Here is a 17,415-nt window from a genome sequence, read left to right as displayed (position 1 = left end):
CACTATGAAACGAAGATTGTTAACATATTTTGTCTTTTTAATTTCTTTGAATTTTATGAAAGCACAGGAAGCCAAAAACTTTGATTTTATCATTATGGTTGATGATGAAATTTGGACGACACCAACAACGCCAAAAATATCCGTAAAGGATAGCCAAGGAAATATTATAAATACATTTTACACAGACTATCACGCAGGTAATTTGTCGATAAAAGAGTCAGACTATCAAAGTTTGTTAAGTGATAATGTGAATAGTATAGATATGTCGCTCAAATACTCTAAAGTATGTGACGATGAGACATATTATTATGATTATGAAATAGATTTTAAACAAGGCTGGTTAAAAAACTATTTCTTTGTGCTAAAAATTTACAACACAGAAAGGAAGAAATATCGTAAAATCTACGAGCCTTTAGAAGGTAAAAAATATACATTTGAATATGATTCATCAAATGGTCAAATGTTAAGAGTTACCAAGAAAAAGCGCAAAAAAGAATGCTGTGATTAAATATTTAAAGCCACTCTTCGGAGTGGTTTTTTTATGCGTAAGCTTTTTTGGCATTATAACCCGATAGCGCTGATACGTTATCCGAGCAATAAATACAAACATTTACAAAGGATAGACCTAAAGTCTATCCTTTTTTTGATGTTAGCTACCATGATATACTCAATATAAAGTTTTTGGGCGGGAGGAAAATTAAGATATTTTCTAATAATAATGATATTATAAGTTTCATCATAATCATACAAAATAGTAATACCTGTTATACTTAATTGGACGTGCTTAACAAACTTGCTTTAATCTCCCTACCTAACTCATCGCAATTAGAGCCAATGAGATAAGCTTCATCATACATTACCGATAAATGAAGTCCAAATTTATTTAAGGATGTATTAAAATCTTTGGGATTTTGACTATAAACATAGATATCAAATAGATAGGAAAAATCTTTGCCAGCGACTTCATTTACTGTTGCTTTAACATCGTCAATAGTAAAAGTCTTATCGTTCTTGGCTATTCTGTTGTACATTAAACGCAAAACCTCACCAAGGCCATATTTATTTTTGTTGGCATATCTTATTTCACCATCGAGAATAAAAGCAAACACAGTTCCAAGCCCATATATTTTAAAGCGGTTTTTATCTTTGTTTAATCCGGCATCTACCAATGACATTGGTTCTCCAAGCATCGTCGATAAGAAATACCGTCTATAAGCGTTTTCCATCTTTTTTTCATACCCTTTTAATGATAGTGTATTGGTTGTTCTACCAAGATACATGGCAAGATATTCTGTAATGCCTTCCTTAAACCATTCGAGTTTTGGATCAGCAGGAATTAAACTTTTTCCATTCCAAAAGTGAAATGTTTCATGCACCATACCATGACCCCATAAAACAGATGACTCTTTATTGATTGGTTTTTCGAGAATCATACTATGACTGTCGTTAAATGCACCGCCTTGCATTTCACCCTCTTTAAAAACCATTAAATAAGTACCCTTTGGGGTATCTTTAAACATATCCCTCATTGCAAGAATATTTGGTCTTAAATGATCCATAATGGTTTTAGAGTGCTCTCGTATGGGCTTATCAACCACTAGCTTTATGTTGATATCATCCATTTTAATGATTTCCTCAATGTGCGAACCCATAAAGAATACATTGTTTCTAATGTCTTCACTACTTAAATTACTTATAGTGTTGTTTTCTACTTTCCAAGGTACGCTTACCGTCCAATTATTTGGTATATCAAATGCTATGGTATAGGTTTTCTCATACCCAAAATCAGGAACTATAAACAGATATCTACCAATAATCATAACGCCTTCTTCGGTTGTGTAAGAAACCTCTTCTAAACCAAAAGGCCATTTTTGATTGGCATGATTAAGTATAATATCATATTCTATTTTTATGTTTTCATTATTAGGGCTGTTATCAAACTCCCATTGATAGTAATTCTTGCCCGTGTTTAATCCAGAAAATTGTAAGGCATTACCATTGGCAGTAATTTTTAAATTTTTGACACTAGATACAGGTCCATTTGGATCGGATCTAGACGACACAACAGGCATGTATATCTGATTTGTGTTTACTTTAAGATCAGCAGTTATATGAATAGATTTTAGCCCGTTTATTTGAACTTTGTAAGTATTTTGGGAATATAAACTACTTGAAAAAATCGTAAATAGTAATAGCGTCGTAAAAAGCGTTGGATACTTCATAATTTCATTTTTTGATTAATTATGGTAAATGTATCGTCTTTTTTAAGGTGCTAAAGAGTGAATATGTGCTGTTTTGCAAATGGGAACACTTTTCTAAGCCTTCATTTCTGAGGGGTTTTTCCCTGTTTTCTTTTTGAACGCTTTATAAAAAGTTGTTCTGGAATTAAATCCAGCATTTTGTGCCAGACCCCAAATACTCAGTTTATTATTCTGATTTTTTATCTTATCAATGACGTCTTCCACTCTCAACTCATTAATTAAGGTGTTAAAGTTTTTTTTGGTGTATTCATTTAAACCTTTACTTAATTCATAATAAGGAATGTCAATCTTTGAAGCTAGGGTCCGTATCGTCAAGTTTGGATCTTGGTAATACTTTTCTAATTTGATTTCGTCTATAATCTTTAATATTTCCATTTTACCCATGGTCATTTTTTCGACCAAGAAAAAGCCATTTTTTTCAATGCGATGCCAAATAATTCTAAAAGAAAGCATAGAGAATAATAAGGAGACATTCAGTTGAATTAAGGGGTGCAAGCCATCATAAAAAACCTTAAAGGCAAGCAATATCAGATTCAAAAACCAAATAATATAGATGCCAGAGAATAAGATGTTGCTGATGTGGAAATTGTTCAACTGTCGCTTTAAAAGCAGTCTTCTATCCAAAAGGATATAAAACAGAAAATACATATTAATTAGTACTACAAGAATAATCTCATTGATATCCCAAAGCCATTGGAGCGAAGGAATTTTTGTGAAACGGACGATCCACAGCACACAAAATATTACAGGAACTATAAAATATAGATTGTTCACTTCTGAATAGTTTCTTTTAGTAAGACTAAAATGAATTAAGATAGGCAAAAATATCGTCATCAAATTACTTAATAACTCAAAATATCGTGTTATAGAGATATAACCCATAAAGTTAAAAATAGAGTTGAGGATAATAATTCCAATGATTATAAATATTGAAGTATATGTATTCTTTTGAAAAGAAGAGCCACTTTTGTTAAAGAAAAATAGGATAGATAAAAGGATGCAATTTCCAACACCTAAAGTATTGAATATTAATGAAATATCCCTTATGAAGAAATTTATATCCATTATATTGATTCAGGTCTAATAGACTCGGCAAAATATATGAAAGTTTCATTAATATTTTATTAATATAGCCTAAATACATTAGAAAGTAACTCTACGCCAACGCATAAAAAAAAGTCCAATACTATACGTATTAGACTTTTACTGCTGTAGCGAGATCGAGATTTATAGAATCTTTTTGTTGGCCATGACAATAGTAAAAGCCAATGCTTCGCATTGTTGTTTTATATACTTATGCCTATAAAGCAAGCTTTACGGCAACGCATAAAAAAAAGTCCAATACTATTCGTATTAGACTTTTACTGCTGTAGCGAGATCGAGATTTGAACTCGAGACCTCCGGGTTATGAATCCGACGCTCTAACCAACTGAGCTACCTCGCCAATTAAATAATGTAAGCTCTAACCTCCCGATAACTATCAGGATGAGCTACCTCGCTCATTATTGCGGCTGCAAATATAAAAACAAATTCTACGACAACAAACAGAACATTCTAAAAAAATAATTTTAGCCTAAAGTTTTGAATTGTATCATAATTGTATATATTGAGCACATAATACTATGCTTATATGGACGATAAAGAAAAATATGAAATGGAGTTTGTCATTCAAGCGTCCCCATCACTAATTTACCAATACATATCAACACCTTCAGGCTTATCGGAGTGGTTTGCAGACAATGTGAACTCTAGAGGTGAGTTGTTTACTTTTATATGGGATGGCTCAGAAGAACAGGCAAAACTATTGACTAAGAAAAGTGGCGAACGCGTTAAGTTCCGATGGCTAAGCGACGATGAAGACGGCGCAAGCTACTATTTTGAAATACGAATTCAAGTCGATGAAATTACAAAAGACGTATCATTAATGATTACCGATTTTGCCGAAGAAGATGAAATTGAAGAAGGGAAAATGCTTTGGGATAACCAGATATCTAGCCTTAAACAAGTTTTAGGCTCTCGTTAACGACTAACTAACTCAACTATTATATCTTTGTCTCGGTTTAATTTAAAACTAAATCGAGACTTTTTTTATGGTAAATTTTAATGGAAATCTCACCGAAGACGTTAGTTCTAAAATAACTTCAGAAAATAGAGGTTATAAATATGGTGATGCCCTTTTTGAAACGCTCAAAGTCGTAAACGGAAGTATCTTCTTTTGGGAAGATCATTACTTTAGACTTATGGCTTCGATGCGAATTATGCGAATGGAAATTCCAATGCACTTTACCATGGAATTTCTTGAGGCAGAAATACTAAAGACTGTTGAAGCAAACCATCTAGCCAATGCGTCTGCAAGAGTACGATTGAATGTCGATAGAGGCGAAGGAGGCAAATATCTACCAAATGATGACACTAAAGTGAGATTCAACATTATTGTCGAGCCCCTCAGTAATCCATTTTATACTATAGATACTGATGCCAAATATGAAGTAGAACTTTATAAGGATTTCCTTGTAGCGCCAGGTATTCTATCCGGTCTAAAATCTAACAATAAAGCCATTCAAGTCCTTGGCAGTATTTATGCCAATGAAAATGACTATGAGAATTGCTTGGTCTTAAATACCAATAAATCTGTAATTGAAGCCCTTAATGGTAATTTGTTTTTGGTAAAAGGGGATAAAATTAAAACACCTCCTTTAGAAGATGGTTGTTTACGAGGAATTATGCGCAAACAAATTTTGGAAGTCTTATCTAAAGATGTCAATTTATTTGTTGAAGAGGCATCCATTAGTCCTTTTGAACTTCAAAAAGCTGAAGAATTGTTTATAACTAATGTCATAAAGGGCATTATTCCAATTACAAAATACCGTAAAAAAACTTACGACAGCGATTTTGCCAAGAACGTTGTTGTTAAATTGAATACCAAGCTGAGGTTGAGCGTTTAGTTATAGCTTGGATTTTCTGGTGCATTTGACCAAATACTATAATCGCCACCGAGTTCTAGCATTTTTTCGCGCCAAAATGTATGGAAGGGTTTAGCTATAATACTATTGTTGTAAATATTCTCTGAAACCAACCAAGCATTAGATTCTAATTCGTTGTCGAGTTGTTGTTCTGCCCAACCAGAATAGCCTAAAAAGAACCGAATATCATCTTTGGAGATTTTTTTGCTATTTATTAGATCGAGTACCACATTAAAATCGCCTCCCCAAAAAATTCCATTAGAAATTTCTATACTATTTGGGATTAAGTCTGGAGATTTGTGGATAAAATATAGGTTGTCTTGTTCAACAGGGCCACCATTGTATACCGTAAATTCAGACTCAGTGCCCTCAATGAGGTCTTTAAGGTTATAATCTAAAGGTTTGTTTAGAATAAACCCAACCGAGCCAAGTGCGTTATGGTCGGCTAATAGAATCACTGCACGGTTAAAGGAGATGTCTCCAATGATTGATGGTTCTGCAATAAGTAAATTGCCTTTTTCGGGTTTAATCATTTGATATGCATAATTTTGCAATTAAATCTAGGATATTTTTATCACTTAAACAACTTTAGTTCCTTAAAAGTTAAGACCAAAAAAAGCCTGCTAAATGAGCAGGCTCTGTATTGTTAAGAAAAAATGTCTTAGTTTACAGCATTGCTTAAGTCAGAACCTGCCTTAAATTTTACTACATTTTTAGCTTTAATCTTAATAGTCTTACCAGTTTGTGGGTTTCTTCCATCTCTTGCAGCTCTTCTAGAAACTGACCAAGAACCAAAACCTACTAAAGAAACTCTGTTTCCTTTTTGTAAAGCGCCTTCAATGTCAATTAGCATAGAATCTAATGCCTTTTTTGCAGCTGCTTTAGTAATTCCAGCATTCTCTGCCATACCATTGATTAAATCTGTTTTGTTCATAAATGTTAAATTTAAATTGTTAAAAATTCGGTTTTTAATACTATTTGTTAAAAATCCGTACACAAATTTATTAGTAATATTAAGCTATGCAAGTAATAGCAAGGGAAATGAGCGTTTTTGTTAATAAGTCATAGCATTTGTTAATAAAGGAATGTATTTTGTCGGATTTTTTTATTATCCCAATACCGATAAGGGTTTACAGCAGTTTGGCACTTTTTGAAAACTGAAAACCGTTTAAAAGCGATTTTGCGTCCATTTTTCGCTTTCCAGGGAGTTGAATTTCGTTGATTCTAATATAACCTCCTTTGCATGCCACACTTAGAGTGTCCTTCGTTGTAATAATGTACCCAGTTTCGTATTTGTGTTCACTAATCTGTTTTTCAATACCATAGACTTTAATTGTGAGTAGTTCTTCTTCGCCATTATCTAAATAGCACCAGGCCGCAGGGAAAGGGTTTAATCCTCTAATCTTATTATATATGGTGTCCAATGCTTCTGTCCAATCAATTTTGCAATTATCGCGATTGAGTTTGTAAGCCGTTTTTAGATTCTCTGATTGTGGTTGAATAGTAGTCGAAACTTCACCAGCTTCAATCAATTGAACTGTTTTTATAACTAGGTCACTGCCCAACTCCATTAGCTGATCATGAAGTTCCCCGACCGTGGTGTCATTTTCAATATCGGTTTCTTCACTTAGTATAATGGCACCAGTATCAATTTTTTCATCTATAAAAAAGGTAGTAACACCAGTTTTGGTTTCACCATTAATAATGGCCCAATGAATAGGTGCTGCACCTCTGTAATGAGGCAACAATGATGCATGAAGGTTAAAAGTACTATATTCTGGCATTTGCCAAACCGCTTTAGGCAACATCCTAAAAGCCACGATAATTTGCAGATTGGCGTTCAAAGCCTTTAATTCTTCAAGAAACGACTCTGCCTTCAAATTTTTGGGTTGTAAAATGTTTAACTGATGCTTTAAGGCAAATTCTTTTACAGCAGAAGCTCTTAATTTCTGGCCACGACCGGCTTTGCGATCTGGCGCGGTAATCACCCCAACCACATTATAATGATTATCGATCAAAGCTTTTAAACTGGCAACGGCAAAATCGGGCGTGCCCATAAAAACAATACGTAAGCTGCGTTTTTTCATCATAAAAGAGTGTAGGTGTTAGCGTGTGTGATTTTAATTTTTTTGATCTCAATAAGCTCAGACAGACTTTGAAACAATTCCTTCTCAGAACAGTTGATCATCTGTAATAACTGACGCGAAGATAAATCTTCAGTTTGTAATGCGTGTAGAATACTATCGGAAAGATTCAGGTTTATGGCTTTGGTATTAGAATTTTTCAAAAGGCAAACCGAGCATAATCTACATGGTTTACTACCCTTTTCACCAAAATAACGAAGTAGTTGTTGACTTTTGCAAACAGTATCATTTTTTATGTAATCGAGAACGGCTTCAACTTGCTGATGCTTTAATTGATGCTGTTGTTTAATAACTTTAGAAATAGGGTTAATGGTAGCATCATCTTCACGAGGTTTTAAAAACGTTATTTCAGAATCGGTATTAGCCATTTGTAAACTAATGATACCGTCTTTTTCCAATTGCTGTAACTGGGAAATGGCTTGTTTTTCCGAAAGATTGGCTTTCTGTATTACTAGGTTTAAATTCACTTTGGTTTCATAATCAAAAATACCACCATAGGTTCTCAATAACACCTTTACTAAGATGTTTAGGTTTAAATGGTTTTCTAAATATTGAAACAGCCCATCGTTGGTTGTTAGAAACTGAATTTTAGTCCTAAAATTAAAGTGCTGAGCTAATGCAATTACAGAGTTTCTATCTAATAATACTAAAGCATTATAGGTGATATTTTTTTTTAACTGGTAAGCTGAGCAGAAATTTTTGAAATCAAATTGATGTGTGCTGTTTTCGCCTTCGCCATAAGCAATTTGAAAATAGTTGTTAAGCTTTTTGTAGATTTTCTTTATATACTTTATTGAAGGTAAAGCACTTAAGAACTGGCTATGTAAATGGTCCTCATCTATATGTTGCTTTAAGATGATAGCCTGTGCCAATTCACCATTACGACCTGCCCGACCTGCCTCTTGATAATAGCTTTCTAGACTTTCTGGTAAATTATAGTGAATAACTGTTTTTACATTGGCCTTATCAATGCCCATTCCAAAAGCGGTTGTAGCAACCATGATCTGCTTTTGACCATTACGCCATTGCAGTAGGCGGTCTTGCTTTTCCCTGTTGGTTATGCCACCGTGATAAAAAGCAGATGAAAACCCTTTGGCTTCTAAATAGTTGTGAATATCCTTTGTTGCTCTTCGATTTCTAACATATATGATTGACGCACCAGGATGTATTTTTAAAATATGTTCTAATTGAAATAATTTGTCATCCGTATGAACAACTTGGTAAGCAATATTGGGTCTTACAAATGAAGCTTTAAAAGTTTTTGGGGCAACAAAATCGAGGTTTTTAATAATATCTTCTACAATACTGTGTTTTGCTGTAGCCGTTAGGGCAATACAATTAACGTGAGGGTGTATGTTTCTCAGTATTGAAATGTTTTTATAAGCTGGCCTAAAATCATTTCCCCATTGGCTAATACAATGCGCCTCATCAACAGCAATAAGGTTTACTTTCATCTGCTGTATACGTTCTTGTACTATGGGCTGCTGTAAACGCTCGGGTGAGAGGTACAAAAACTTGTAATTACCGTATATACAATTATCCAATTGCGTATCTAAATCGGCATAAGACATGCCAGAGGTCAGGGCAATTGCTTTTATCCCTTTTTGTTTTAAGGTATTCACTTGGTCTTTCATTAGAGCAATCAGCGGTGAGACTACAATACAGATACCTTCCTTGATTATAGCGGGAATTTGAAAACAGACCGATTTTCCACCTCCTGTTGGTAACAGAGCAAAGGTGTCCTCACCATTTAATACAGAGGTAATAATGTCTTCCTGTAAGGGCCTAAAAGAAGTATGGTTCCAATAGCGTTCTAAAATTTCAATGGGATGCATTACAAGAGGTTTAGTTCTTCTAAGATAAAGTCTGATCGCTGTTCTACAGAAGCAAAAGGAACATCAATAAGTTGGTATCCAAAACGCTTGTAAGTACTTAGCAAACAATTATGAATCTCTATGGCTTGTTCAAAGTTCTCGTAGCGTTCGCTATCACTAGTGAAAATTTCTTGCCATGGTGCTAGTATAAACACATGGTCGTATATGTTGGTTTTAGAAGCGTCAATAAAATACTTGGGATAGCGGTCACCAATATAATCCATGTAAGCTAAAACGTCTGGGATGCCTCTGTCTAAAAAGACAACAGATTCGTGTTCTTGGGAAGCGTTATTAAACTGTTGTATTCGCCCGTCCAATAATTTTTCACTAAAAAGTAAAGGTTCTGTAAGGAATAATTGTTCAATGCCATCTTTTCTTGCTTGTAAAGTCACTTGTCTCGATATTTCATCATAGCAAATAAAACCACGTTCTTTTAAATGGTTGATGATAGACGTTTTTCCTGTTCCTGGGCCACCAGCTATAACAACTTTTTTTGGATTCAAATTGGCAATGTTTTTGCTAAGAAATAAGTAACTAAAAATACAGATAAAAATGTAAAGTTAAGTGTATCTTTGCAACTGAAAAATTTTAACATGGATAGTTCTAAGAAAAGTGAAGCGTTTTACGAAAAATTAAAGACCCAGTTATACGATACGGCGTTATGGCCTGCTGAGTATTTGTATAAATTTATAGTAGTGTCTGAGGGTACTGGGATTAAGGATATTGAAAATTTATTCAATGATTTGGGAGCAGTTATTAATACCAATGCATCAAAAAACGGAAAATATACCAGTGTATCCATAAATGTTAGAATGAAAAACCCAGAAGCTGTCATTGCTAAGTACAAAGAAGTTGCAGAAAATGTTGAAGGCGTAATTTCTCTTTAAAATTTGTTTTTTGCTGCTTAATTTTTTGTACTTTGCAACAAAACCTAGACTTCGGTTTTTCAATTTATTTACCACACACTTTACATTTTGACAGACAATTTAGAATACAACACAGAACGCGAGCATTTAATAATACCAGAATATGGACGTCATTTACAGAAAATGATCAATTATGCCAAATCTCGCGAGACTAAAGAAGAAAGAAACAGGTTAGCAAAAGCTATTATTTCGGTAATGGGAAATCTTCAGCCCCATTTAAGGGACGTGTCCGATTTTCAGCACAAGTTATGGGATCAGCTTTTTATCATGTCTGATTTTGAATTAGATGCCGATTCTCCATTTCCTAAACCTTCTAAGGAAGAATTAACAGCGGGTCCAGAACCTTTAAAATATCCTCAGAACCATCCTAAGTACCGTTTTTACGGAAACAATATAAAAACCATGATCGATGTGGCTTGTACTTGGGAAGATGGTGAAATGAAAGAAGCTTTGGTTTATACCATTGCTAACCATATGAAAAAATGTTATCTCAACTGGAATAAAGATACCGTTGAGGATATAGTAATATTCGATCACCTTTTTGAACTTTCGGACGGTAAGATTAATTTGAAGGATAGTGAAGAGGATTTAACCGATTCATCGAGTTTAATGAGAACCAAGTCTAAATATGGCAATAAAGGCGGTTCTAAAAAATCCAAAAAAAAATATTCAAGCAACAGAAAACGTTACTAACAACGAATGAGTACATTTAAAATTGAAGGTGGTCACCAGTTAAAAGGTTCTATAAAACCACAAGGTGCAAAAAATGAAGCTTTGCAGATTTTATGTGCTGTCTTGCTTACTCCAGAAAAAGTAACCATTAGTAACATACCAGATATTGTCGATGTCAATAAACTTATAAAGCTTCTTGGTAATCTTGGTGTAGACATTGAAAAATTATCACCGAATAGCTACACATTTAAAGCCGAAAACATAAATCTCAAATATTTAGAATCCGATCAGTTTAAAGTAGAAGGGAGAGGATTAAGGGGTTCCATCATGATCGTTGGGCCATTATTGGCACGTTTTGGCAAAGGTTATATTCCTAAACCAGGTGGCGATAAGATAGGACGAAGACGACTAGACACCCACTTTGAAGGGTTTATTAATTTAGGTGCTAAATTCCGCTACAATAGGGAAGATTATTTTTATGGCGTAGAGGCTGAGAAGTTAAAAGGGACTTATATGCTTTTGGATGAGGCTTCCGTTACTGGAACGGCAAATATTGTTATGGCTGCAGTACTGGCAGAAGGCACTACTACGATTTATAACGCCGCATGTGAACCCTACTTGCAACAATTGTGCAAAATGCTAAATAGAATGGGAGCCAAAATTTCTGGCATAGGTTCTAATATGTTGATTATAGAAGGAGTTGAAAGCCTTGGTGGAACAGACCACAAAATGTTGCCAGATATGATTGAAATTGGTAGCTGGATTGGTTTGGCCGCTATGACCAAAAGTGAATTAACAATTGAAGATGTCAGTTGGAATGATTTAGGTCAAATACCCAATGTTTTTAGAAAATTAGGCATTACAGTTGAGCAGCAAGGCGATGATATCCATATACCTGCACATACAAAAGGGTATCAGATACAAAATTATATAGACGGTTCTATTTTAACTGTAGCTGATGCACCTTGGCCAGGATTTACTCCAGATTTGCTAAGTATCGTTTTAGTAATAGCTACGCAAGCTAGGGGCGAAGTGCTTGTGCATCAAAAAATGTTTGAAAGCCGCTTGTTCTTTGTTGATAAACTCATAGATATGGGTGCAAAAATCATTCTGTGCGACCCACATAGGGCAACGGTTATCGGTCATGACTTTAAATCACAATTAAAGGCTACTACTATGACGTCTCCAGATATTAGAGCAGGTATTTCGTTATTGATTGCGGCATTATCAGCCAAGGGCACCTCCACAATACATAATATCGAACAGATAGACAGAGGCTACGAAAATATAGATGAACGTTTAAGGGCTATTGGAGCAAAGATTGAGCGCTTACCTGGTAACTAATCCAAATTTACACAATAAATAAAGAAAGCTTCAAGATTTAATCCTTGAAGCTTTTTATTTAGTCATCTTCTATCTTGTTATTCCATAGAATAAAAGAATTGCTCATTTACTATTTTTCCATCTTTTACTTCCCAAACACCAACTTCTTCCATTTGCTGTCTTCCTCTATCTTTAAAAGTAACGTCAAAAGTAAGCTTGCTTGTAAAATGATTGCCTGCCACAATTGGCTCACTAATGTCACCTCCATGCCATTCTTCAACATTGCCATACCATTCTTTGTTCTTAATCAAGACATTTTCACGTCCAGAAACAACTTCTCCTGGCATTCCAGGCATTTCTTTACTAGTTACGTTATCTGCATATAGCTCATTAATACAATCTAAATTTTGACCTTGATTGCACATATTATGCCATTTTTGGGCTACTTCTAAGGTATTCATATTATTTGATTTAAAATTAGTGACATCAATTTAGCTAATTTCTGTCCTATGTATCTTAAAATAATGTTAGGATTCATTAACCAAATAGAGAACTATTAATACAGGTGTTTAGAAGGCATTATTATACGATTGTTTATCTAGTTTTCTAGTAATAAAGTAGGCAACTATGACATTAGGAACCCACGATATCCATGCCACAAAGGGATAGGCCTTGTTAAAGCTTCCCATTAAACTCGTTAGGATAGGAAGCCAAATTCGTAATGTAACCGCACCAAAACAAGCTGCATAACTGTATATTAGTAATTTCTGGTGCAGTTTAATATTTCCTCGCTTTATGGCTTTGAGTGCAAAAAACGTAGTACTTAGCCAAATTAGTCCTAGTGATGCAAACCCAATACTGCTTATAATGCCTCCAGTGGCATAATAGGCAATATAAAGACTACATGTGCCGCTAATGCCTACCGAAAACATATAGGTTTTGCCAATAGTTCTATGCAATTTTAAATTGCTATTTCGCAATTTTGGATTGAACTGCATCCAACCGATTAATAGTGCAATACCACCAAATATGATATGGCCATAAAAACCGATATTCCATAAGGTACTTGTTAATAAAACTTTTGTTTTTGTAGATAGAAGCCCAAAATGTCTGTCAATGATAAAATAGATTATGGGATATAGGCCTATTAGCGAGGAAAGGATTCCTAAGATGATCCACGAAATTTTCTTTGACATTTTTTGATTGATTGGTTATTTAATACATACGATTAAATATTAGATTAAATCCATCATAAAGTGTTACAGTTTAAAGGTGTTAAAATTGAAAAAGCCCTGATTAGTTTCAGAGCTTTTTGAATTGTTTATTGAAATGGTTATTCCGGTTAAGACATAATTCGTCTTAATGCTGTAACGCAGGTATATTTAATTTATTGTATGAAAAGTTAAAAAAATAAATATAAATTAAAAACATTGTTAATTTAATGCGGATTTGTAAGTGTGTAAGCAGCGTTCTCTAGCAACTTTATGGTCTACTATGGGTTGTGGATAGGTTAATTCCTGAAAGTCGGGCACCCATTTTTTAATATACTCGAGATTCTTATCAAACTTCTGAATTTGCGATGTAGGATTAAAAATCCTAAAATATGGAGCAGCATCAACACCAGAACCTGCTACCCATTGCCAGTTACCAATATTACTAGCCATTTCGTAGTCGTGCAATTTTTCCGCAAAGTAAGCTTCTCCCCAACGCCAATCGATTAAAAGGTGTTTGCATAAAAAACTGCCTACTAGCATTCTAACACGGTTATGCATAAATCCAGTTTCATTTAGCTGTCGCATTCCGGCATCAACCAAAGGATAACCTGTTTTTCCTTCGCACCATAATTTAAATTCCGCTTCGTCATTCCGCCATTGAATACGATCGTATTTAGACTTAAAAGCCTGATCTTTAGTATGTGGAAAGTGCCATAAGATCTGCATAAAGAATTCTCGCCAGATGAGTTCTTGCCAAAAGATTTCGTTTTTTTCTGCAATGGCTTTTTCTACCATCTTTCTAGTGCTCACGGTTCCAAATCTTAAATGTGGACCCAAACGGGATGTGGCATCTTTTGCAGGATAATTGCGAGTAGCCTCATAGTCTTGTATAAGCTCAGGGTTAACTTTATAAGGTAGTACCTTTTGGGATGATTTTTCAAAGCCAATATCAGACAAGCTCAGAAACGGTAAATCTTTTGTTTTTATTAGATTTTCAAGATGATGTTCTGATGGATGGAACTTAAATTCTATGGATTTAAACGTCTCCTTCCAAGTTCGCATGTAAGGTGTGTATACCACATATGGATTACCATCTTTTTTTACAATCTCATCCTTTTCAAAAATAACCTGATCTTTAAATGTTTTAAAGCCAATGTTTTTTGATTCTAAAAACGTTCGTGTTTCTGTATCCCTTTCGGTAGCATAAGGTTCGTAATCATGATTGGTATAAACAACATCAATATCAAAATCCTCAGCTAATTGCTCGTATATATCCAAAGGTTTACCGTGATAAATGGCTAAACTACTGTCATAGTCGTCCTGCAATTTTTGCCTAATATTTTGAAGGGTTTCGTGTATAAACGAAACTCGAGCATCATCTTTAGGTAGTTTATCTAAGATATCTGAGTCGAAGATGAATATGGGTAATACAGCATGTTCTCCGTTCAAGGCATTAAAAAGACCAACGTTATCCTCTAATCGTAAATCTCTTCTAAACCAAAATATGTTGATTTTTTTATCCATTTATAGGGTTGTTAGTTAGTTTGAGTGTTCTGGCGATTAACGTCATGATGTATCGAGAAGGGAGTAAGATTTTTCGATACTGATTTTTAAGTATCTTCAATCAGTATGTATTTTGATTTCGATAACTCCAAAATCACTCTAAGTTACAATTTAGTTGATCAATATTTGCCAAATAATTCCTCTAGTTTCTTAGTTCGGTAACTGAAGATTTCTTCAAGTTTTGGTTTCACTAATATGGGATGCACCATTTGCCCTAAAATACCCAATGGAACTTTGTAATCAATAATGTCTTCCATTTCTATGCCACCTTCAATTTCTTTAATAAAATGTTTGTGATGCCACAAAGCATATGGTCCAAAACGTTGTTCATCAACAAAATACGCTTTGTCCTTTACATGTGTAATTTCGGTGACCCACTTCGTTTTAATACCTAATACAGGTGTTACGATATACTGAATAATTTGCCCAGGAAACATTGGTCTATCAGCACCAGAGAGTATATTAAAACCCATGTAGTCTGGAGTAATCGTTTTAAGATTTTTAGGACTTGATAAAAAGTCCCAAGCTTCGTCTACCGATATTGGTAGGTTTTGTTTTTTGTGTAGTGTATATATTTTCATTTTTTAGGATAGTCGAATTTAAACTAATTGTTAAGTACAATATATCCATTTAGGGATGTAGCAATACAAAGCCAAATTAAGTAAGGCATTAACAGGTATTTGGCATACTTTATACGGTCGTTTCTAAAGGTAATAAAGAAATACAAAATCACTAAAAGTAAAAGACTAATCACTAATAACCCAAAAGTGATTTGATGCTGATTGAAGAATACCCAATTCCATCCTACATTTAAAACCACCTGAAAACCATAGACCAGCCACAAAAACTTTGAACTTCTATTGTGGAATAACTCGGCTAAATACCATGAAAAGCATACCATTATAGTTGTCCATGCGGCACCAAACACCCAACCAGGTGGTGTCCATGGGGCTTTACTTAAATCTTGGTACCATTGGGTTTCCGGGCCATTGTTCATCAACCAGCTTCCAAGCGCAAGTCCTCCAAAGTTGATGATTAAAAACAGTATAAAATAGACCGTTTTGCTCAAGGTGCTAATGTTTTAAAGCCTCGATTTTATCTAATACTTTTTGTGCTTCAGAATACTTTTTATCGCTTTCGGCTCTATTTGTGGTCGAAAGCTTATGCCAATCTGCCATCAGCTTTTCATATTGTTTTTGAAGCTTTTCTAGTTCCGATGTTTTTTTAAATAGCCCAAACATAGTTTTAGTTTAAATATTTAGTAATTCTTTGGTTGGTTGGTTTCGTAATGGAATAGAAGAAATCTATAAATTCTCCATTTTCATCTATGAGATACTTTTGAAAATTCCATTTCACGGTAGAATTTTGCTTACCATTGATAGCTTTTTTAGTTAGCCATTTATACAATGGATGTTGATTAGCCCCTTTGACATCAATCTTTTCGGTCATTAAGAATGAAACACCATAATTGGCTCGGCAAAACTCTTGAATCTCATCAGAAGTACCAGGTTCTTGCCTGCCAAATTGATTGCATGGTACACCAATAATGGTTAATCTATCCTTATATGCGTCATATAATTTTTGAAGCTCTCTGTATTGGGGCGTGAAGCCACATTTTGAAGCTACATTTACAAACAAAAGTTTTTTACCTCTAAATTGCGATAAATCAATAGGGTATCCTTGAAGGCTATTAATTTTTATATCATAGATTGATTTTGACGATTTTTGGGTAACATCAGTATCAGTAGCTGAAAGTGTACCAATAAAAGCTTTGAGTGGGTTCATGGGGTTAAATTTTGAAGCTTACAATACCACAGTCCATTTCAAATATTTGTCCTGATAAAGACGCTGCTTTTTCAGAAAGTAAAAAAGCTGCCATATCTGCAACTTCTTGTGGTTGTAGGTATTTTTTTAGCGGATGACGCTCATTCATATTTTCGATCATGCGTTCGTTACGCAGTAATTTTGACGCTAAATCGGTATCTGTTACTGTTGGGGCAATAGCATTGACTCTTATCGTTGGTGCAAGCTCAGCTCCTAAGGATTTTGTTAAGCCCTCGACTGCCGATTTTGCTGCCGCAACACTGGCATGAAAAGGCATACCTAGTTTTGCCGCTACCGTACTAAACAATACCATAGAAGGTTTGTTACCTTTTCTCAAGGCTGGCAAATACTTTTGAATGGTTTTAACTGCGCCAATAACATTGATATTAAAATCAGATTTAAAATCTTCGGCGCTGAGCCTGTTGATTGGTTTTAAATTGATGCTGCCGGGACAATATACCAAACCATCTACTATATCAATGTCGGGTAGTTCATCCTCGAGAATATCACAATTATAATGCGTTAGATTTTCGTGAGATTGCTCAGGAGCTGTTCTGCTGATATTCACGATTTTATGTGAAGAAAGCAAAGACGAGACGATTGCATTCCCAATGCCTTTGCTTCCACCAACCACAATTAAAGTCTTCATTA

General features: G+C 34.6%; 21 protein-coding genes and 1 tRNA gene. 6 read left to right on the top strand and 16 right to left on the bottom strand.

Features of this window, described 5'->3' with window-relative positions; translation table 11 throughout:
* Positions 1-4: 4 nt before the first annotated feature.
* Positions 5-508, top strand: coding sequence for a hypothetical protein (locus Q0972_RS10470; RefSeq protein ID WP_299365572.1), 504 nt, complete (start codon positions 5-7; stop codon positions 506-508).
* A 262-nt stretch (positions 509-770) separates the two neighbouring features.
* Here Q0972_RS10470 and Q0972_RS10465 read toward each other — a convergent pair whose 3' ends face one another.
* The 3 genes from Q0972_RS10465 to Q0972_RS10455 form a co-directional block, all read right to left on the bottom strand.
* A complete protein-coding gene (locus Q0972_RS10465; RefSeq protein ID WP_299365570.1) occupies positions 771-2,222 on the bottom strand; it encodes a hypothetical protein in 1,452 nt (483 codons plus the stop codon).
* Between the two features lie 93 nt (positions 2,223-2,315).
* Complete coding sequence (locus Q0972_RS10460) at positions 2,316-3,326, bottom strand: AraC family transcriptional regulator (protein ID WP_299365568.1); 1,011 nt, start codon at positions 3,324-3,326, stop codon at positions 2,316-2,318.
* A gap of 305 nt (positions 3,327-3,631) precedes the next feature.
* Positions 3,632-3,705, bottom strand: a tRNA-Met gene (locus tag Q0972_RS10455).
* Between the two features lie 186 nt (positions 3,706-3,891).
* On the opposite strand from Q0972_RS10455, the gene Q0972_RS10450 reads away from it, so the two are divergent.
* Positions 3,892-4,284 carry an START-like domain-containing protein gene (locus Q0972_RS10450; RefSeq protein ID WP_299365566.1) on the top strand — a complete coding sequence of 131 codons (393 nt, stop codon included), beginning with the start codon at positions 3,892-3,894 and terminating at the stop codon, positions 4,282-4,284.
* A 67-nt stretch (positions 4,285-4,351) separates the two neighbouring features.
* Positions 4,352-5,206: an aminotransferase class IV gene (locus tag Q0972_RS10445; RefSeq protein WP_299365564.1), complete on the top strand. Its 855-nt coding sequence runs from the start codon at positions 4,352-4,354 to the stop codon at positions 5,204-5,206.
* Here the strand turns inward: Q0972_RS10445 and Q0972_RS10440 are convergent.
* The 5 genes from Q0972_RS10440 to Q0972_RS10420 form a co-directional block, all read right to left on the bottom strand.
* Positions 5,203-5,757 (bottom strand): YqgE/AlgH family protein, encoded by a 555-nt coding sequence (locus Q0972_RS10440; RefSeq protein WP_299365562.1) that lies wholly within the window; start codon positions 5,755-5,757, stop codon positions 5,203-5,205. The genes Q0972_RS10445 and Q0972_RS10440 overlap by 4 nt on opposite strands.
* Before the next feature lie 128 nt (positions 5,758-5,885).
* Positions 5,886-6,158 carry an HU family DNA-binding protein gene (locus Q0972_RS10435; RefSeq protein WP_076620986.1) on the bottom strand — a complete coding sequence of 91 codons (273 nt, stop codon included), beginning with the start codon at positions 6,156-6,158 and terminating at the stop codon, positions 5,886-5,888.
* Between the two features lie 196 nt (positions 6,159-6,354).
* On the bottom strand, positions 6,355-7,314 hold the full coding sequence (fmt, locus tag Q0972_RS10430; protein ID WP_299365559.1) for a methionyl-tRNA formyltransferase: 960 nt from the start codon (positions 7,312-7,314) through the stop codon (positions 6,355-6,357).
* The gene (locus tag Q0972_RS10425) at positions 7,311-9,203 is read right to left on the bottom strand and encodes an ATP-dependent DNA helicase RecQ (protein ID WP_299365558.1); all 1,893 of its coding nucleotides are present in this window, start codon (positions 9,201-9,203) and stop codon (positions 7,311-7,313) included. The genes fmt and Q0972_RS10425 overlap by 4 nt, the downstream gene beginning before the upstream one ends.
* Positions 9,203-9,745 carry an ATP-binding protein gene (locus Q0972_RS10420; RefSeq protein WP_299365556.1) on the bottom strand — a complete coding sequence of 181 codons (543 nt, stop codon included), beginning with the start codon at positions 9,743-9,745 and terminating at the stop codon, positions 9,203-9,205. The genes Q0972_RS10425 and Q0972_RS10420 overlap by 1 nt, the downstream gene beginning before the upstream one ends.
* Positions 9,746-9,835: 90 nt before the next feature.
* Here Q0972_RS10420 and Q0972_RS10415 point away from each other — a divergent pair, with 90 nt between their 5' ends.
* The 3 genes from Q0972_RS10415 (at position 9,836) to murA (ending at position 12,184) form a co-directional block, all read left to right on the top strand.
* Positions 9,836-10,129 carry a DUF493 family protein gene (locus Q0972_RS10415; protein ID WP_299365553.1) on the top strand — a complete coding sequence of 98 codons (294 nt, stop codon included), beginning with the start codon at positions 9,836-9,838 and terminating at the stop codon, positions 10,127-10,129.
* Positions 10,130-10,216: 87 nt separating this feature from the next.
* A complete protein-coding gene (locus Q0972_RS10410; RefSeq protein WP_299365551.1) occupies positions 10,217-10,861 on the top strand; it encodes a DUF4290 domain-containing protein in 645 nt (214 codons plus the stop codon).
* Positions 10,862-10,867: 6 nt separating this feature from the next.
* Positions 10,868-12,184 carry a UDP-N-acetylglucosamine 1-carboxyvinyltransferase gene (gene murA, locus Q0972_RS10405; RefSeq protein ID WP_299365549.1) on the top strand — a complete coding sequence of 439 codons (1,317 nt, stop codon included), beginning with the start codon at positions 10,868-10,870 and terminating at the stop codon, positions 12,182-12,184.
* A gap of 77 nt (positions 12,185-12,261) precedes the next feature.
* On the opposite strand, the gene Q0972_RS10400 is transcribed toward murA, so the two are convergent.
* The 8 genes from Q0972_RS10400 to Q0972_RS10365 all read right to left on the bottom strand — a co-directional run bounded on the left by Q0972_RS10400 (position 12,262) and on the right by Q0972_RS10365 (position 17,413).
* A complete protein-coding gene (locus Q0972_RS10400) occupies positions 12,262-12,624 on the bottom strand; it encodes a nuclear transport factor 2 family protein (RefSeq protein ID WP_299365547.1) in 363 nt (120 codons plus the stop codon).
* Positions 12,625-12,732: 108 nt separating this feature from the next.
* Entirely contained in the window at positions 12,733-13,359 is a 627-nt protein-coding gene (locus Q0972_RS10395; protein ID WP_299365539.1) for a DUF2306 domain-containing protein, read from the bottom strand.
* A 237-nt stretch (positions 13,360-13,596) separates the two neighbouring features.
* Complete coding sequence (locus tag Q0972_RS10390) at positions 13,597-14,901, bottom strand: deoxyribodipyrimidine photo-lyase (RefSeq protein ID WP_299365537.1); 1,305 nt, start codon at positions 14,899-14,901, stop codon at positions 13,597-13,599.
* A gap of 158 nt (positions 14,902-15,059) precedes the next feature.
* Positions 15,060-15,521, bottom strand: a complete 462-nt coding sequence (locus tag Q0972_RS10385) for an SRPBCC family protein (RefSeq protein WP_299365535.1) — start codon at positions 15,519-15,521, stop codon at positions 15,060-15,062.
* 23 nt (positions 15,522-15,544) lie between these two features.
* Complete coding sequence (locus Q0972_RS10380) at positions 15,545-16,009, bottom strand: TspO/MBR family protein (protein WP_299365533.1); 465 nt, start codon at positions 16,007-16,009, stop codon at positions 15,545-15,547.
* A 4-nt stretch (positions 16,010-16,013) separates the two neighbouring features.
* On the bottom strand, positions 16,014-16,181 hold the full coding sequence (locus Q0972_RS10375; RefSeq protein ID WP_299365531.1) for a Lacal_2735 family protein: 168 nt from the start codon (positions 16,179-16,181) through the stop codon (positions 16,014-16,016).
* A gap of 4 nt (positions 16,182-16,185) precedes the next feature.
* Positions 16,186-16,725, bottom strand: a complete 540-nt coding sequence (locus tag Q0972_RS10370) for a glutathione peroxidase (protein ID WP_299365529.1) — start codon at positions 16,723-16,725, stop codon at positions 16,186-16,188.
* A 4-nt stretch (positions 16,726-16,729) separates the two neighbouring features.
* Positions 16,730-17,413, bottom strand: a complete 684-nt coding sequence (locus Q0972_RS10365; protein WP_299365528.1) for an SDR family NAD(P)-dependent oxidoreductase — start codon at positions 17,411-17,413, stop codon at positions 16,730-16,732.
* Positions 17,414-17,415: the final 2 nt, after the last annotated feature.

The organism is Winogradskyella sp. (genome assembly GCF_028282165.1).
Classification (GTDB): domain Bacteria; phylum Bacteroidota; class Bacteroidia; order Flavobacteriales; family Flavobacteriaceae; genus Winogradskyella.
Note: the sequence above shows the minus strand (reverse complement) of the source record. Positions and strands in the feature narration are given on the sequence as shown.